The sequence below is a fragment of the Paenibacillus sp. OAE614 genome (assembly GCF_040546645.1).
Classification (GTDB): Bacteria; Bacillota; Bacilli; order Paenibacillales; family Paenibacillaceae; genus Paenibacillus_AQ; species Paenibacillus_AQ favisporus.
Genome location: NZ_JBEPOD010000001.1, coordinates 4,740,521 through 4,756,775, shown reverse-complemented (window position 1 = coordinate 4,756,775; position 16,255 = coordinate 4,740,521). Strand labels below are relative to the sequence as shown.

Sequence of the window (16,255 nt, the reverse complement as noted above, 5' to 3'; positions counted from 1 at the left end):
GTTTTTCTTATAATATCAGAAAGTATAAACTCCAGAGCCATTGCTTCCTGATATTGCAAGAAAAACTTCCTTTAGACGCGGTCTGTCTACTTTGAAGGTACGGCGATAGACGTTTTTCTTACACAAACATGTTCCCCCGTTAATCTTCTGCTGACCGTTCATCTTCATCATGAAATTGTATCCCATTATCCAAGGAAAAAGGGGCGCTGAAACCATGAAAAGATCGATTTCACTTTTCTTGATGCTGATATTGGCCGTGACCATTGCCGGATGTTCTTCAGGAGCGGCTTCATTAGGACTGAACGTTGGCGGCTCGAAGGACAAGGGCACCCTGACGATCGTGTGGTATCCGAACGAATCCGCAGCGGATTTGAAAGATGCGCGCGACGAGGTCGGAAAGATCGTGGAGCAGGCTACAGGCAAAAAAGTGGAGCATAAGATGACGACCGATTACAACATCGCCATTGAGGCGATTGCGAGCGGAAGCGCGGACCTGGCCTATATGGGTCCTCAGGGTTATGTGGAAGCAAGAAACAAGACCGAGGACGTGAAGCCGCTGTTCACCAACAGCGGGGAATCGGGTACGCTGGATGACGCCGTATATTATTCCTGGCTGAACGTTCGGAAAGGCGACGAAGGCGAGTTTAAAAACGGGGACGGATTTACGATTGACCCTCTTCCCGGGAAAAAATTCTCCTTTGTATCGAACAGCTCGACTTCGGGGTTCAAGGTGCCGTCTGCAGGCATCATCAGCTATTTTGGAAAGATGGACAAGTACAAAGATTTGAAGGAAGACGATTTGATGCAGGGCGGCAAAGATAAATTTTTCAGCGATGTCCTGTTTGGCGGCTCCCATCAGGGTTCGGCGGTGAATCTGCTGACCGGCAAGGCGGACGTCGCCGCGTTTTGCGATACGTGCGTATCCAATTACGTGGAGCTGGCGGACGGAACGGCCAACAAACCCGGGGCTGTCTATAAAGTAAAGGATGGCGCTGCTGAACCTTTCAATACGCTCTCCGGAAAAGAGTTTGTGGTGATTTCCGTGACACCGGTCCTCAATTCCCCGTTTGTGGCGAACACGAAAACGGTGAGCGAGGATGAGCAGAAGAAGATTACCGAGGCGTTTACTTCCGATGACGTGACGCATAATCCGAAAATTTTCCTTCCCAAAGATTCCAAAGACAGCGGGCTGTTCAAGCAAAAAAGCGGGAATGAACGGTTCCTGCCGGTCGACGACGCTTGGTTCGAACCCATCCGCGAGCTGTCCAAATAACCGGCAGCCGGCATATGAACTCCATACCAAACCGCCTGGAGGTGTACGATGACTGCGTTATTGGAATTCAAGCATGTGTCCAAGCAGTATGGATCTGAAACACGGGCATTAACGGATGTAAGCTTTTCGGTGAGGAGCGGGGAATTTGTGTCGATCATCGGCCCCTCGGGAGCCGGGAAATCGACGCTGCTCCGGTGCATTAACCGGATGATCGATGCCAGCAGCGGAGAAATTTGCATCGAAGGCAAAAATGTGCTGGAATTTCGCAAGAAAGAGCTGAAGCGGATGCGGACGAGCATCGGTATGATTTTTCAGCACTACAACCTGGTAGACCGGCTGAGCGTGATGGAAAATGTCCTGCACGGCAGGCTCGGCTACAAATCCACGCTTGCCGGCATGCTGGGGCTGTACCGTGAAGAGGAGAAGCAGCAGGCGTACCAAATTCTCGGTATTCTCGGCCTGGAAGAGCAGGTCTACAAGCGCTGCGACCAGCTCAGCGGGGGACAAAAACAGCGGGTCGGCATCGCCAGGGCGCTGATCCAGGGGCCCAAAATGCTCCTCTGCGATGAGCCGATCGCTTCCCTGGACCCGAATGCATCCAAGGTGATCATGGATCATTTAAGGCACATCTCCACGAATTTGGGCATCACCGTCATCGTCAATCTGCATCAGGTGGAGACCGCTCTGAAATATTCCGACCGGATCATCGGGGTCAATCAAGGGAAAATCGTCTATAACGGAACGCCGGGACAAATGACATCCGAAGAACTCCAGCGAATTTACGGAAGCGAGAGGAGAGAGACGCGTGCTGATCAAGGCGAGACGCAAGCAGGTTGACTACTTCACGGCCAAACGTAGGCATGCGTATTTGTTTTGGGGGCTGCTTCTGCTTGTAACCTATGTTGCAGCCGTACTGACCCAGTATGATTTCATCCAGGGGCTGAGCTCCATCCCGGGCGCATTGGTTTGGGGCGTCACCCATTTTTATCCCAATGCCGAATCTCTGGCCAAGTTTCCAGACGTTCTCCGCACGCTTGTCGAAACGCTGCTGATGTCCATCGCCGCTACAACCGTCGCTTCAGTGTTTGCGTTCGTGTTTGCCCTCTTGGGCTCCCAGACGATCGGCGTCCATGCCGGGATTAAGCTGGCCAGCCGTTCGATCGCAACCGTATTCCGGAATATCGATGTCACCGCGTGGTCGATGATCCTTCTGTTTTCCTTCGGGCAAAACGTAATGACCGGCTATTTCGCCTTGTTCTTTGGCTCGTTCGGGTTTTTGACCCGCGCCTTCCTGGAGTCCATCGATGAGACGGGAGGCCATTCGGCGGAAGCGCTGCGGGCAACCGGGGCCGGTTATATCTCCGTCATTTGCCAATCCGTCATCCCGGCTGCGCTGCCCCAGCTCATCAGCTGGATCCTGTTCATGATCGAAACGAACATCCGCAACGCGACACTGATCGGGATTCTGACCGGCACCGGGGTTGGGTTCCTGTTCAATCTGTACTATAAGAATCTCGATTACAACGCGGCCAGTCTGATTGTACTCGTGATCGTGATCTCAATATTGGTCATCGAATTCACCTCGAATAATATCCGAAAGGTGATGATCGGATGAGCACCGAGGCCGTCGACAAGATGATTGCCGCCGAGCTCCATCTCCGTCCGGACCGAAGACTTCCGGGCATCCCGCTTAAGAAGCCTTTTAGCAAGACCGCTTTAACGATCAGGCTGACCCTCATTGGGCTAAGCCTGCTGACCGTGCTCGCCTTCGTCAGCTTTGACTACAAAGGGATCCAGGTCTTTCAAGGCATCTACGCCACGCTGTTGAACCTGAAGACGATGTTTCTGCAGCCCCGTTTGCACCATTTCACCTTTGCCGCGGCTTTGTTCGAAGTGCTGATTACGCTGGGGCTTGCTTTTCTTGCCACCTTGTTCGGAGCGGTTATTGCGCTGTTTCTCGGCCTGTTCTCGGCCCGCAACCTGTCCTCGCCGATCGCGTCCGCCGTCATTAAAGGCCTGGTCGCGTTCATCCGCGCGGTGCCTACGGTCATGTGGGTGCTGATTTTTGCCGTCGCAGCAGGTCTTGGCAGCGTCGCCGCCGTCATCGGCATGACCTTTCACTCCATCGGTTATTTGATCAAAGCCTACTCGGAAGCCTTTGAGGAGATGGACAAGGGCACGATCGAAGCGCTGAAGTCCAGCGGTGCGAACTGGTGGCAAATCGTGTTCCAAGCCGTCATTCCGTCCTCCTTATCCTATTTGATGTCCTGGACGCTGCTCCGGTTCGAAATCAACTTCTCTGTGGCGGTTGCCATGGGAGCGGCCGCGGGGGCAGGGGGGATCGGCTATGATATGTTTATGGCCAGCGGCTTTTACTTTGATCTGCAGGAAATCGGAGCGATCACCTATTTTATTCTGGGCTTTGCCATTCTGCTGGAAATCGCCGCAAATCGTGCAAAGCGGAAGCTGATGCAGGGAAAATAACAGCAGCCGCAAGGCGTGCGTCCCATTTGGGATCGGCCGCCTGCACAAATAAAGAACCTTGGACAGGGAATGTCCAAGGTTCTTTGTGTCCGAAGCGCGTAACGCTTGCGGACGGTCCTCCAAACGGATTACCGGTGTTCGATCAGATCGATCGCACCCAGTACGATGTGGGCCAGACCGAATCCGACAATCCCCGTGGCGGCAAGCTTATACTTGCTGCCCAGCAGTGCGGCGCCGGAAGCGGTAACTACAGTTCCAAGAACGGCAGGAATCATTCCTTCACGCATGACGACACTCCTTTGGCTGTTGGTTTGGATAGACAAGGGTTATTTTTGTTTACCGTCCGTCGAATTATTCACCGTTGGCTAACATGGTGGGGGCGGAATTCAGGCCGATATGTAGATTTTCCCAATGGCATATTTGACATACTTGCTATACAATGGCTTAGCACTGCTATTTCCCGCATCCCTGTTAAACATTGGAGATTGTATACATATTCAACATATCAAAAATAACATATTTACGCGAAACCGGCCTGTTACTACACTTTTTGTAAACGCTAACAAACAAAGCGCAGCAGCAACTGGTACAAAACTTTACCCAGAGCTGCGGAGAAAAAGCGTGGAGTAGGCTTTAGTCCGAATTCAAGGGGGGAAACTCCGAAGGGCCAACGTAAAGCCGCGCACAACAATGAACAGGAGGAATCATCTGATGAGAAAAAGTTTAAAGCCTTGGGCCATCGTACTGTGCCTGTCCATGGTCGTCTCGCTGCTGGCCGCATGCGGTTCCGGCTCGAAAGATAGCGGGGACGGCGGTCAAGCCTCCGGCTCGGCGGATAGTGTACACAAGGAGGGCTTCCCGATCGTCGACAAGCCGATCACGCTGTCGGTATTTGCGCCTGACGTGGGCAGCGCCAAGTGGGATACGATGCAGGTGTTTAAAGAGATGGAGAAAATGACGAACATCAAGCTCACATTCCAGACGGTTCCGGTCGACAGCTTCGAGACAAAGAAAAATCTGATTTTTGCGAGCGGCGACCTGCCGGATATTTTCTACGCTTCGGCTTTGACGCCGGCTGAGCAGGTGACGTACGGAAGTCAGGGAACGCTGATTCCGCTGGAAAAGCTGATTGATGAATATGCGCCGAACATCAAGAAGCTGCTGGACGAAAATCCGGACGTCAGAAAGTCGATCACGACCCCCGACGGGCATATTTACGCCCTGCCTTATGTGGATAAAGGCGCGGTATGGTACAAGAGCCCGCTGTACTATAACGGAAGCTTCCTCAAGAAGCTCGGTGTCACCAAGCTTCCGGAAACGCCGGACGAGCTGTACGATTACCTGAAACGGGTCAAGACCGAGGATCCGAACGGCAACGGCAAGGCGGACGAAATTCCGCTCACGTCGACCAAGCTGAAGGATATCCGCGTGCAGATGCTGGGCTTCTGGGGCATCTACGACGAGGTGTATTATGCCGACAAGCAGGGGAAAGTTCACTACACGCCGCAGGAGGAAGGGTTCAAGGAGTATCTGACCTTTCTGAACCGGCTGTGGAAGGACGAACTGCTTGACCATGAAACGTTCTCCCAGACCGACGACCAGAAGAAGGCCAAGGGCAAAAACAATCAGGTGGCTTTGTTTAACGACTGGCTGCCGTACTTTATGCTGGGCGGTGAGCCGAACACCGACAACCCATTCATGGAGCCGCTGAAAACGGGCTTTCCGGACTCGCCGGTGGTGGCCAAGAATTCGGGAATTTCGAAGAACGGAACGTTTGCCATTTCGAGCACCAACCCTGCTCCGGAGGCAACGATGCGCTGGGTTGACTACCAGTACAGTTATGAAGGTTCTACGCTGTTCAACCAGGGGCCGGAAGGCGTGCTGTGGAAATACAAAGACGAGGCAAACCACGTCAAAGAATGGCTTCCGGTACCGGATGGAGGCGACCGCGAAAACTACCGCGGCAAGCTGACTCCGAACTATGGCATCACGACGCCGGGCGTCAGCCTTCCGGAAGTGAGCAAGGGACTGCGTTCCGACATCGACGAGTGGGTCGAAAAGGAGAACCAGGAGAAAATTTTGCCGTATGTCAAAGTGCCGTATCCGAACGTATTCCTGACGGAAGAGGAACAAACCGAGGTGACATCGCTGCTGTCGGACCTGAACAACTACGTCGAGCAGATGGAAGCCAAGTTTGTAACCGGGCAGGAGGCGCTGTCGAACTGGGACAAGTATAAAGCCCAGGTGAAGAAAATGGGCGGAGACCGCATTGTAGAAATCTACCAGGCTGCCTATGACCGCTGGGACGGTCAGGAGTCCAAGTAGATCAGCCAGTGAGTTATGTCAATGCACAAAAAAGAAAGGTCGCCGATATGGCGGCCTTTCTTTGATAAATGGGGACTGATTTATATCGCACCTGCATCCCTTGCCGAATAGAACGACGGGTAAATCGGTCGATAGTGTAATTCTTCTCTTATACGCGTTGTATCGACGACCATGTCCCATGGATCAAAATCCTGCTGCAGCGCTTCGGACGATATTTCGCTATGATGAAGCTGAAGCAGCTCCGCAACGGAGATCGGGGCATCGTCGCCAACATTGTAGATTCGGCCATCAATACCTGGTGTGGAAGCTGCGAGCATCAGGGCTTGGCTTACATCCGCATGATGCACCATAGAGAATCGTTTGGCTGGATTCCAATTACGCAATAGCGGCAGAAATTCCGCGATATGGGGATCGCGATCGCCATAGACAAAAGGAAGCCGTAGAATTCGCACCCCTAATCCCTGTTCGCGATGAAGCCGCAGCAGTGCTGCTTCGGCTTCAACTTTGGATTGAGGATAAGGAAAGGCAGGCCTAGGCTCGTCATCTTCACGGTTGGGTCTCGAATGCTGCCCGGAACCGTACACATTATTGGTGCTGGAAAAAACAAACCTTGGCACTTCCGCCATGAGCGCAGCGCGAGCTAGAGCTATGCTGCCATCGATGTTTGATATTCTGGTGGTATTTTCGTCCACACCACGGAACTGTGCTGCCAAGTGAACCACTGCATCCGTGCCCCGGAGAGCGTCAACATAACTGTCCGGCTGCAAAAGATCGCCTTCTACAACGTCAGCCCCTTGCCGCTGAAGCCAATCCGCCTTGGCAGCGTCCCTAACCAACAATTTAACGTGATGACCGCGCTGTAACATACGCGGAACAAAACGGCTTCCTACTTTACCTGTGGCTCCTGTTACGAAAAGGTTCATTTTCATATCCTCCTAAGTTTTTTAAACGGTATACCGGCAGTATAATAGAATGAGCCAGCAGCTACCTTCCTGAGTTTATCGTACGATTGGAAGTGTCAGGATAAGGAGGAATTAACCATGGAAGGGACTTCTTCCGGAATGTCATTAGGTGAATTTTTGCGTTCGCGGCGAGAACGTCTTACACCAGAAGATGTTGGGTTAATATCCTATGGAAGACGACGGACCTCGGGCCTTCGAAGGGAAGAAGTTGCCCAGCTTGCCCATATTGGAACGTCGTGGTATACCTCACTGGAACAAGGCAGAAGTGTCAATCCATCAGAGGACGTACTTAATAACATCGCCAAAGCGCTGCGCTTGACGGAGGATGAACGCCACCATCTCCATCTTCTTGCAAGACCGTTGCAACAGGAAAAGGTAGAAGATCAGCAATTAAATATTGGTTTGGAACGGGTAATAAGGGCGCTTGATCCTAATCCGGCATTCGTAATCGGAAGATACTGGGATTTATTGCTGTGGAACAAAGCAGCTGAGATCGTTTTTCGAATCCCGCCGCTTTCAAATCATATGCAGCTGAGACCCAATTGGATGAGACATCTCTTAATGGATGCCAAGCTCGGATCGGACATACAGGACTGGGAATCCAGAGCACAGGTCTTGATTGCACACTTTCGTGCAGATTACGCGCATTTTCCTAATGATGCGAGGTTTAAAGAGCTTATTGAGGAATTTATGCAGAACAGCCCGTTGTTTCGCGAGCTCTGGCCGCTGCATGACGTTCAGGCCGTAACGGATCGCCACAAGCAAAGGTACGACCCTCGAATCGGAGAGATGGAGTTTGAACATGTGACCTTGCAATCGTCAGCCAATCCGGACGTGAAGATTATGATTTATACAGCTTCAGCGGATACGGCTGCGCGTCTGCAACGTCTAATGAGCAATCTGGAGAATGGATAAGTCTATTTGCGTTTCATTCCCAACATGGCGTGCCTGTAAATAAAAAACCTTCCCCATTTACATACCTGCCAAATTCGCGGGAAGCACACTTTTTCGCATGCGTCGGCAATCCATGCTTCGATTCAGGCATACCAAGAGCGTTCCTCATCCCGATTAGCACGAGCGAAATAAATAATGCTTCGATTTGGGCCACATACTCATTGGGCAGCGGAAAGTGCTCTCCGTACCAGTCTATGTACTGTTGTCTGGCAGTGGGATGAATAAAGGTACATGTGATGGCCAGGTCAGTGAGAAAAGGACCGAATCCGCACGCGCCAAAATCAATGGGATGGGCAGCCCCATCTGCAAACACGATATTGGGAGGAACGATATCTCCGTGCAATACACCCCAAGTCAACTTGTTTTTAGGGAGTGTGTCCAGCAAAGCCATCGCTCTTTCCCCGGCGGCTTCAAGAATGTGAACATCATGTGCATCTAATAACCCTTCCCGCACCTGCTGCTTGAGCAGATCCAGAGCATTCTGTGTGCGTTCACGATGAACCGTTGGACGGATAAAAGACGAAGGGGGCTGCCACATACTGGCATGCTGATGCAAAGCTGCCGTCATTTCAGCGGTGGACTTCAATTCCTGATCGCTGGTAAAGTATTGTTTTTGCTCGCCTTCCACCCAACTGAGCATCGTACAACTTATATCGTCCACTTGTGTAACATAAGAACCCAGCCGATTACGTTTTGGCACAGGGAGGGTGAGATGGGTATCACGGTTAAGCGCATCCAGCCATACCAGCTCAGATTCCAGTACATCCCGGCCCGTCCACATGGTTTCAAGCGTACTGATTTTAGTTTTGTGAACACGCAGGCTGTACAGCAGCCCATGATGATCTTCAATTTTGAAAACCGCGGCACCGCTTTGTGCTACGGGCGACACGGATACAGCATTTATATCGTACTGAGCAAGCGCATGCTGCGCGATGATTGCAAGATCCATTCGATTCACACCTTCTAAAGGAAATAGCCCCTAACACCGGGGGATTGATATGATACTGCGCTCTAGAGCTGAACTACAGCTTAACGACAGGAATCCAAACTTCCATTTCGTACATGTTGTTACCGCGATCGTAAGTCATTTCAAATTCGGGACCGTTTGCAGCTTCGTAATGAGAGCTTGGAAACCACTCGCCCCAGATCCGCCTCCACAAACCATGAATGTCATTCTGTCCACTCGGATTGATTCCGGTTGAAAAAATCACATAAGACTGAGGGGGAATTTGAAGCTTTTCAAATCCTCCAGGCAAGCCGCTTTGGGGTAAAAAGTAACCGATCATGTACGAAAGTTGTTCTACTTGCTTGTTGTATAAAACCGCATGGAGCTGGCCGTGTTCGCCTAAACCTGCGGCAGCGCGGATTCGTTTGACGGTTCCATCGGAAATACATTTTTGCCAAAACGCGGGTATTTCGATAAACGGATTCTCGCCGTCGGCATGGATCACAGTCGAAACACCGAACATTTCAATGGCAGGTTTTCCTTCCATTCTATAGTTCATCTCGACATCTCCGCGAATCGAAATGTGAAAGGTTAACCGAGGATAAGCCTTAAGCGACACACCGTTGTCGCGCGCAGCCTTTGGCATGACACCGTGCATTTTTTTGAACGCCCTGGAAAATGCCTCGGGTGATTCGTAACCATACTTCAGTGCAATATCGATCACCTTTACACCACCGGATTGCAGTTCAAAAGCGGCAAGGGTAAGCCGTCTGCGCCGAATATACTCGGACAGCGAAACGTTTGTGATGAACGAAAACAGGCGTTGAAAATGGTAAGCCGAGCAGCAGGCCGTTCCTGCCACTTGGTCATAGTCAATCTCTTCCGACAGATGCGCTTCGATGTATTCCAACGCATGATTCATGCGTTTCAGCCAATCCATACAGATCATCCCTTCAACATTAATTATATGGAGTACCGAAAATAAAGCCTTGCATTCCATGCACAGAAATATCAGGTTTTCCGTCTTGCCTTACCACATACGCTGCAGTTCCTAAAAGAAAAAACGAACAGCTGAACAAATCAGCTGTTCGTTGTCAGTCCTGGAGCATTTCGCCAAGCAACACGCCGTCCGGATGGTTCAGCTTGCGGAATTGTCCCGGGGTATAGCCGGTTTCCTTTTTGAACTTGCGGATAAAATTCGGGGTGTCGGCATACCCGACCCTGCCGATGATTTCCTTGAGCGGTTCCTGGGTCGTCACGAGCAGCCGTTTGACCTCCTCCATCCTTTTCTGCCAGATGTACTGGGTAAAGTTCAGCCCTACATTTTCCTTAAACGTCCGGCTGAAATGCGAAGGTGATATTTCAAACAGATCCGCCAGGCTCTCCAGGCTCAGGCTGTGATCCATAAAGTGCTGGTCTATATAGCCGAGCATCTGGTCCTTTAGCGAGCTCTCCTTATGCTTGGTTTCCTGCTGTACCTGCGTGCAGATATGGGAGGCCAGCTTTCTGAGCTGCCCCTCGAATTCATCCAGCGACTGAAAAGCGCTGCTGGTCGGAATCTCCTGCGTAATATGGTGGATGCCAAGCTCCGAAGCGGTCTTCAGCATCGTATTAAGAATGTCAAAGCAGATGCAGCGGGAGAGCAGCGGTGATGGGCTGCCCTCTTTCAGGCTCATCATCGCTTCGCCGATCATGTGGGCAGAGACGTCATGGCTGCCCTGTTTCAAGCTTTGGGACAGCTTCAGCAGCACGTTTTTCGGAATCCAGAAGGCTTCCTCGCTCGCCGGCGCCAGTTTTTCAAAGAACGTAATACTGCCCTTTTCCGACGGGGTATGGAATTCCAGCGCCGAGCAGGCTTCGATAAACGACTGATTAAGCTGCCCCGCATGTGAATATCCGGTGCCGACCCCCATGATGGGGTTAAAGTCGAACGCCTCCAGGATATTGCTGCGGACGGCATCGACGATCCGGCTCATATGAATGAAGCTCTCCATCGCCGGGTGCGGGTCAAAGCAGACGATGAGGGCCATCTGGTCCCGGCGCGGGAGCTCCACGCTGTAAGCGGATGCCCGGAGCCCGGGGATGTCCACTTCGGCTAGGAGGGAAGCGAGCGTCTGCCAATCCTGGTAATCCTGGGAAGGGTCAGCAAGCTCGCCTCGTTCCATGGCGATGACAAAAAACTGCGAACGGTCAAACCGGATATTAAAGGCTTCCAGCAGATCCGGCTCGAGCTCCCGGTCTTCTCCCTGCTGGAGCAGTCTCAGCAGGAGATGGTTCCGGGCGTACGGTTCCTGCAGATCGGCACGGGAGCTGTATTCCTGCAGCGCGGAGCGGATATGCTCAAGTTCATTGCCCGGAAGGAGCGCATCTCCCGTTCCCCGGTCGTTTCTGGACTTCGAATTGGCGAAATCGACCAGGGCCGAAATCGGGTGATATTGTCTGCGGGCCAGAAGCAGGGCGATGCCGATGCCTGCCAGTACCACGATGCTGAACAGCATGATGATAAAGCTGCGGATGTGCAGCACGCTGCTGAAAAACTGATCGCTCGGCATCAGCGTCACATACGTCCAGCCGTTCATGTCCGATTTGGTGGACACGACGGAATGCGCTTTTCCGCCCAGCTCTACGCTGTGAATGCCCGGATCGAGGGAAAACAGATGTCCCGTGTCCAGGCCGTTGATCGTTTCACCGTGATTGTTGGCGGCCAGCACCTGTCCGTGGTTGTCGAAAATGTACGCCAGCCCCTTGTAGCTGCCCAGAATGGAGTCGATCAGACCCGTGAGCTCCGACTCATCGATCAAATACATGACCGTTGCGTGGGGATTCGGGCTGTTCGGCGTAATCGGCACCAGGTAGGCAAGCAGCGATTGCTGCCTGTAAGTGCCCCGGATCACCCGGTCCGCCGGACGCATTGTGGGAAAAGACACGTCGTTCAAATCGCCCATCAGGCTGTCTTTGGACCAATTCTGAAATATGTACTTCTCGCTGAACACGTCCAGGCTGCTAAGCCCCTGCGAGGAGTAAATCCGGTCATCCTGATGAAAATATAAAAATACATCTCCGATGATGGAGCTGGTGGACTTATATTGATCCAGGGCGTCAATCGCCTCCCGGGAATAGAACGGATCATGGACCCGGTAAGAGATCAGGCGGTCGTCGTAGGCGATCCTTGAGGCGATGTCGCCGAGCTCTTTCATCCGGCCGTCGACGATGCTTTCCGCCTGCGTCAGCTGGTTCAGATGGCTTTGCTCGATTTCCTCCCGGAGGTTGCCCGCGGCGCTTTGATAGATGAAGACGGTTACAAAAACGAGAGGAAGCAGCAAAATAAACAGATAAGACCATATATATTTCAAAAAAAGCTTCGATTTCAAGTACCTTCTGAAGTTACGCTTCAAACTTTCCGCCTCCCTTTGGTTCAATCATAACAAAAAATTCACTATCGGACATGGAATAATTCCGGCTGGCGGGTTTTTTGGCGGGAAAAGCGGGGCTTGTCCGCCAGGCTGGATACGTTGACTCGATGGATTTTTTTATATATAATATGGTTCAATGTTTCAACCATGAAAAACTGCAAATGAAGCGATGATAAGGGGTACTAGTTCCAGGGATGTCATACAGAGAGCCGGCGGTGGGTGCAAGCCGGTTGACGATTTGGGATGAACTCGCCTTTGAGCTATGATGTGAAGCGCGTGCAGAACGCGTCAAGGATCATCGATTCACCCGCGTTAAGGGTGCAAAGGGAGCGGGGATAAAGCATGTCCTCCGCTAACTAGGGTGGTACCACGGGAATCAAACCTCTCGTCCCTAGCGATGATACGCTATGGATGAGAGGTTTTTTTGTTGCAAACATGAAAGACGAGCGCCGTGCCGTCCCGGAATAACGGGCGGGCAGCGGGCGCATTTTAGGAGGCAAATGAGCATGAGTAACCAAGAGCAGGTTCAAGGCCAGGGCTACCAGCACAAGGTGATTGAACCGAAATGGCAGAAGTATTGGGATGAGCATCACACATTCAAGACGACAGAGGATCCTGAAAAGCCGAAATTTTACGCGCTGGATATGTTTCCTTACCCGTCCGGAGCCGGGCTTCATGTCGGCCACCCGGAAGGGTACACGGCGACGGACATCGTCTCCCGCTTCAAACGGATGAAGGGCTATAACGTGCTGCATCCGATGGGTTGGGACGCATTCGGCCTGCCGGCGGAGCAGCATGCGATGGATAAGGGCGAGCACCCTCGGGAAATCACGATCAAGAACATTAACACGTTCCGGCGTCAGATCAAGTCGCTCGGCTTCTCTTATGACTGGGACCGCGAGATCAGCACGACCGATCCGGAATATTATAAATGGACGCAGTGGATTTTCATCCAGCTGTACAAACGCGGCCTCGCCTATGTTGCCGAAGTGCCTGTGAACTGGTGTGAAGCCCTCGGTACCGTACTGGCCAACGAGGAAGTCATCGACGGGAAGAGCGAGCGCGGCGGCCATCCGGTCGTCCGCAAGCCGATGCGCCAATGGATTCTGAAGATTACCGAGTATGCCGACCGGCTGCTGGAAGATCTGGATGACCTGGATTGGAGCGAAAGCCTGAAGGATATGCAGCGCAACTGGATCGGAAGATCGAAGGGCGCTGAAGTGCAGTTCGAGATCGAGGGGCATGACGCCAAGCTGACGGTATTTACGACCCGTCCCGACACGCTGTTTGGCGCTACTTACTGCGTGCTCGCTCCGGAACAGGAGCTGGTAGAGCGCATTACGACGCCTGAACAGAAGGATGCGGTGAAGGCCTACCAGGAGCAGGCAGCCCGCAAGAGCGATCTGGAGCGCACCGATTTGGCCAAAGACAAAACCGGTGTGTTTACCGGAGCCTATGCCGTCAATCCGGTGAGCGGCGAGAAGCTGCCGATCTGGATTGCGGATTACGTGCTGGCAGGTTACGGAACCGGAGCCATTATGGCGGTGCCGGGACATGATTCCCGCGACTGGGAATTCGCCAAGAAATTCGGCCTGAACATCGTGGAAGTGGTCAAAGGCGGAAATGTGCAGGAGGAAGCTTACACCGGGGACGGGGAGCATGTGAACTCGGGCCCGCTGAACGGATTGCACACCGAAGAAGCCATCGCTACAATGATCGCGTGGCTTGAGGAGAACGGCAAAGGCCAGGGCAAGGTAACCTACCGCCTGCGTGACTGGCTGTTCAGCCGCCAGCGTTATTGGGGCGAGCCGATTCCGATTCTGCATCTGGAGGACGGCACGATGAAGACCGTTCCGGAGGATCAGCTTCCGCTGCTGCTGCCGGATGTGGATCAAATCAAGCCGTCGGGTACAGGGGAGTCGCCGCTGGCCAACGTCACCGACTGGGTGGAGACGATCGATCCCGAGACGGGCATGAAAGCCCGCCGCGAGACCAATACGATGCCGCAATGGGCCGGCAGCTGCTGGTATTACCTGCGCTACATCGATCCGCATAATGCGGATGAGCTGTGCTCGACGGAGAAGCAGGAGGCATGGCTGCCTGTCGATCTGTACATCGGCGGAGCCGAGCATGCGGTGCTTCACCTGCTGTATGCCCGTTTCTGGCATAAATTCCTGTACGACCTCGGTGTCGTCACGACCAAGGAACCGTTCCAGAAGCTGATCAACCAAGGCATGATTCTGGGAACAAACAATGAGAAAATGAGCAAATCGCGCGGCAACGTCATTAACCCGGACGAAATCGTCGAGCAGTTCGGTGCCGACACGCTGCGCGTGTACGAAATGTTTATGGGGCCTCTGGAAGCGACCAAGCCTTGGAACGAGAACGGCGTGGAAGGCGCGCACCGCTTCCTCTCCCGCGTGTGGCGCCTGATCGTCAGCGAGGACGGCAGCCTTAGCAGCAAAATTACGGACGGCGATGGCAGCGATGAGTTCAAGCGGACATGGCATAAAACGATTAAAAAAGTGACCGACGACCTGGAGAATCTGCGCTTCAACACCGCGATCAGCCAGCTGATGATTTTCATCAACGAAGCCTACAAAGCGGATGCGCTGCCGCGTCTAGCGATCGAGAACTTCGTGCAGATGCTGTCGCCGCTCGCTCCGCACATCGCGGAAGAGCTTTGGGAGCGTTTGGGCCATCAGGAGAGCATTACTTACGTACCGTGGCCGTCCTATGACGAATCCTGGACTGTGGAATCGGAAGTCGAAATCGTCATTCAGGTCAACGGCAAAATCGTTCAGCGGGCGATGATCGCCAAAGATATGAGCCAGGAAGCCATGCAGGAACACGCCATGTCGCTGCAGAACGTGCAGCAGGCCATTGACGGGAAAACCGTACGTAAGGTCATTGCAGTACCCGGCAAGCTTGTAAACATCGTCGCGAACTAATCGGCACCGGGGCCGCCGAACTGGGCGTCACACTTTTCCAGATCCTCTTTATATTTGCCGTGGGTTGTGGCGATCAGACGGTGAAAGACGCCGGTTAAGCTGCTGTCCAGCAGGGCAAGCGCCTCGGCGGTAATGCCGCCGGGAACGGTTACCCGCTTCTGCAGTTCATGGGGCGTAAAGCCGCCCTGCGTCAGCAGTTTACCCGTACCGAGGAGCATTTCCCCGGCGATCCACGTCAGTTCGCCGCGGTCCATGCCGGTCGTTTCTACGGCGGCGTTGATCCACTGATCCAGAAAAAAGCTTAAAAAGGCAGGCCCGCAGCTGGATAAATCCGATGTGATCCTGACAAAGGATTCATCGATGAGGATAGGCTTGCTGATGGGAGACAGGAGATGCTCGATGAGCTGCCTGTCTTCCTCTTTTATCCGGCTGCCATACATACATAGACAGACGCCGCTTTGAACGCGGTGGGCCACGCTCGGAATGATCTTGGCCACCTTACAGCACAAAGCCGACTCCAGGTGATGGATCTGCACCGGACTCGTGATGGATATCACCATTTGATCGGGCCGAAGCGTGCTCCCGATTTCATCCAGAATCGCTTTAAATTGAAGCGGCTTCACGCACAAAAAGATCAGATCGCTGTTGTGTGCGGTTTCCGCGTTGCTGGTGCATACATGCAGTCCGGGGTGTCGCTGCTGGAGCCGGATAACCTTCTCGGGGGTACGGTTGCTGGCATAGACCTGGTTTGGAGCGAGCGAACCCGAATCAATCAGGGCCTCAAGCAGCAGGCTGCCCATGCTGCCGGTTCCGATAAATCCTACCTTCATATAGGTTCCCTCCTTTCGTGCTTCGCAGTAACGACATGATCGTTCCCATTAGTGTATGCGCTATAACTTGGCCACCATGACGGCTAATTCAGCATTATAGAGTTATAAATTTTCAGT

Annotated in this window: 13 protein-coding genes and 1 other annotated feature; of the genes, 7 read left to right on the top strand and 6 right to left on the bottom strand. The window is 52.9% G+C overall.

Translation table 11 applies throughout. The annotated features are described in order from the left end of the window. Window positions 1–214: 214 nt before the first annotated feature. Genes ABIE48_RS21955 through ABIE48_RS21940 form a run of 4 tightly spaced genes read left to right on the top strand, consistent with a single transcriptional unit; the run spans window position 215 to window position 3,757 of the window. Complete coding sequence (locus tag ABIE48_RS21955; protein ID WP_192715736.1) at window positions 215–1,273, top strand: phosphate/phosphite/phosphonate ABC transporter substrate-binding protein; 1,059 nt, start codon at window positions 215–217, stop codon at window positions 1,271–1,273. A gap of 48 nt (window positions 1,274–1,321) precedes the next feature. Beyond that, window positions 1,322–2,110, top strand: coding sequence for a phosphonate ABC transporter ATP-binding protein (gene phnC / locus ABIE48_RS21950; protein WP_145157999.1), 789 nt, complete (start codon window positions 1,322–1,324; stop codon window positions 2,108–2,110). Continuing rightward, on the top strand, window positions 2,082–2,888 hold the full coding sequence (locus ABIE48_RS21945) for a PhnE/PtxC family ABC transporter permease (protein WP_234489371.1): 807 nt from the start codon (window positions 2,082–2,084) through the stop codon (window positions 2,886–2,888). The genes phnC and ABIE48_RS21945 overlap by 29 nt, the downstream gene beginning before the upstream one ends. Further along, window positions 2,885–3,757 carry a PhnE/PtxC family ABC transporter permease gene (locus tag ABIE48_RS21940; protein ID WP_397351440.1) on the top strand — a complete coding sequence of 291 codons (873 nt, stop codon included), beginning with the start codon at window positions 2,885–2,887 and terminating at the stop codon, window positions 3,755–3,757. Before ABIE48_RS21945 ends, ABIE48_RS21940 begins: the two co-directional genes overlap by 4 nt. Window positions 3,758–3,885: 128 nt before the next feature. Here ABIE48_RS21940 and ABIE48_RS21935 read toward each other — a convergent pair whose 3' ends face one another. Continuing rightward, window positions 3,886–4,044, bottom strand: coding sequence for an asparagine synthase (locus tag ABIE48_RS21935; RefSeq protein WP_076169753.1), 159 nt, complete (start codon window positions 4,042–4,044; stop codon window positions 3,886–3,888). Window positions 4,045–4,468: 424 nt separating this feature from the next. Between ABIE48_RS21935 and ABIE48_RS21930 the strand changes: the two genes are divergently transcribed. After that, complete coding sequence (locus ABIE48_RS21930) at window positions 4,469–6,082, top strand: type 2 periplasmic-binding domain-containing protein (protein ID WP_192715735.1); 1,614 nt, start codon at window positions 4,469–4,471, stop codon at window positions 6,080–6,082. An 80-nt stretch (window positions 6,083–6,162) separates the two neighbouring features. Here the strand turns inward: ABIE48_RS21930 and ABIE48_RS21925 are convergent, their stop codons facing one another. Continuing rightward, window positions 6,163–7,005, bottom strand: coding sequence for an NAD-dependent epimerase/dehydratase family protein (locus ABIE48_RS21925; protein ID WP_192715734.1), 843 nt, complete (start codon window positions 7,003–7,005; stop codon window positions 6,163–6,165). A 117-nt stretch (window positions 7,006–7,122) separates the two neighbouring features. On the opposite strand from ABIE48_RS21925, the gene ABIE48_RS21920 reads away from it, so the two are divergent. Continuing rightward, window positions 7,123–7,959: a helix-turn-helix transcriptional regulator gene (locus ABIE48_RS21920; RefSeq protein ID WP_192715733.1), complete on the top strand. Its 837-nt coding sequence runs from the start codon at window positions 7,123–7,125 to the stop codon at window positions 7,957–7,959. A 13-nt stretch (window positions 7,960–7,972) separates the two neighbouring features. On the opposite strand, the gene ABIE48_RS21915 is transcribed toward ABIE48_RS21920, so the two are convergent. From ABIE48_RS21915 to ABIE48_RS21905, 3 genes are all read right to left on the bottom strand, one after another. After that, complete coding sequence (locus tag ABIE48_RS21915) at window positions 7,973–8,947, bottom strand: phosphotransferase enzyme family protein (protein ID WP_192715732.1); 975 nt, start codon at window positions 8,945–8,947, stop codon at window positions 7,973–7,975. A 73-nt stretch (window positions 8,948–9,020) separates the two neighbouring features. Beyond that, the gene (locus ABIE48_RS21910; RefSeq protein WP_192715731.1) at window positions 9,021–9,884 is read right to left on the bottom strand and encodes an AraC family transcriptional regulator; all 864 of its coding nucleotides are present in this window, start codon (window positions 9,882–9,884) and stop codon (window positions 9,021–9,023) included. Window positions 9,885–10,038: 154 nt separating this feature from the next. Next, the gene (locus ABIE48_RS21905) at window positions 10,039–12,339 is read right to left on the bottom strand and encodes a helix-turn-helix domain-containing protein (protein WP_192715730.1); all 2,301 of its coding nucleotides are present in this window, start codon (window positions 12,337–12,339) and stop codon (window positions 10,039–10,041) included. A 178-nt stretch (window positions 12,340–12,517) separates the two neighbouring features. Continuing rightward, window positions 12,518–12,753: a binding site (T-box leader), on the top strand. Window positions 12,754–12,863: 110 nt separating this feature from the next. On the opposite strand from ABIE48_RS21905, the gene leuS reads away from it, so the two are divergent. Continuing rightward, entirely contained in the window at window positions 12,864–15,308 is a 2,445-nt protein-coding gene (leuS, locus tag ABIE48_RS21900; RefSeq protein WP_192715729.1) for a leucine--tRNA ligase, read from the top strand. On the opposite strand, the gene comER is transcribed toward leuS, so the two are convergent. Then, window positions 15,305–16,138, bottom strand: a complete 834-nt coding sequence (gene comER, locus ABIE48_RS21895; RefSeq protein WP_192715728.1) for a late competence protein ComER — start codon at window positions 16,136–16,138, stop codon at window positions 15,305–15,307. The two genes, leuS and comER, sit on opposite strands and share 4 nt — an antisense overlap. Window positions 16,139–16,255: the final 117 nt, after the last annotated feature.

What these genes read in the sequence shown, in the direction of transcription:
- leuS (WP_192715729.1), top strand. Translation starts at nt 12,864, where the DNA reads ATGAGTAACCAAGAGCAGGTTCAAGGCCAGGGCTACCAGCACAAGGTG.
- ABIE48_RS21935 (WP_076169753.1), bottom strand. Translation starts at nt 4,044, where the DNA reads ATGCGTGAAGGAATGATTCCTGCCGTTCTTGGAACTGTAGTTACCGCT.
- ABIE48_RS21910 (WP_192715731.1), bottom strand. Translation starts at nt 9,884, where the DNA reads ATGGATTGGCTGAAACGCATGAATCATGCGTTGGAATACATCGAAGCG.
- ABIE48_RS21915 (WP_192715732.1), bottom strand. Translation starts at nt 8,947, where the DNA reads ATGGATCTTGCAATCATCGCGCAGCATGCGCTTGCTCAGTACGATATA.
- comER (WP_192715728.1), bottom strand. Translation starts at nt 16,138, where the DNA reads ATGAAGGTAGGATTTATCGGAACCGGCAGCATGGGCAGCCTGCTGCTT.
- phnC (WP_145157999.1), top strand. Translation starts at nt 1,322, where the DNA reads ATGACTGCGTTATTGGAATTCAAGCATGTGTCCAAGCAGTATGGATCT.
- ABIE48_RS21955 (WP_192715736.1), top strand. Translation starts at nt 215, where the DNA reads ATGAAAAGATCGATTTCACTTTTCTTGATGCTGATATTGGCCGTGACC.
- ABIE48_RS21940 (WP_397351440.1), top strand. Translation starts at nt 2,885, where the DNA reads ATGAGCACCGAGGCCGTCGACAAGATGATTGCCGCCGAGCTCCATCTC.
- ABIE48_RS21920 (WP_192715733.1), top strand. Translation starts at nt 7,123, where the DNA reads ATGGAAGGGACTTCTTCCGGAATGTCATTAGGTGAATTTTTGCGTTCG.
- ABIE48_RS21925 (WP_192715734.1), bottom strand. Translation starts at nt 7,005, where the DNA reads ATGAACCTTTTCGTAACAGGAGCCACAGGTAAAGTAGGAAGCCGTTTT.
- ABIE48_RS21930 (WP_192715735.1), top strand. Translation starts at nt 4,469, where the DNA reads ATGAGAAAAAGTTTAAAGCCTTGGGCCATCGTACTGTGCCTGTCCATG.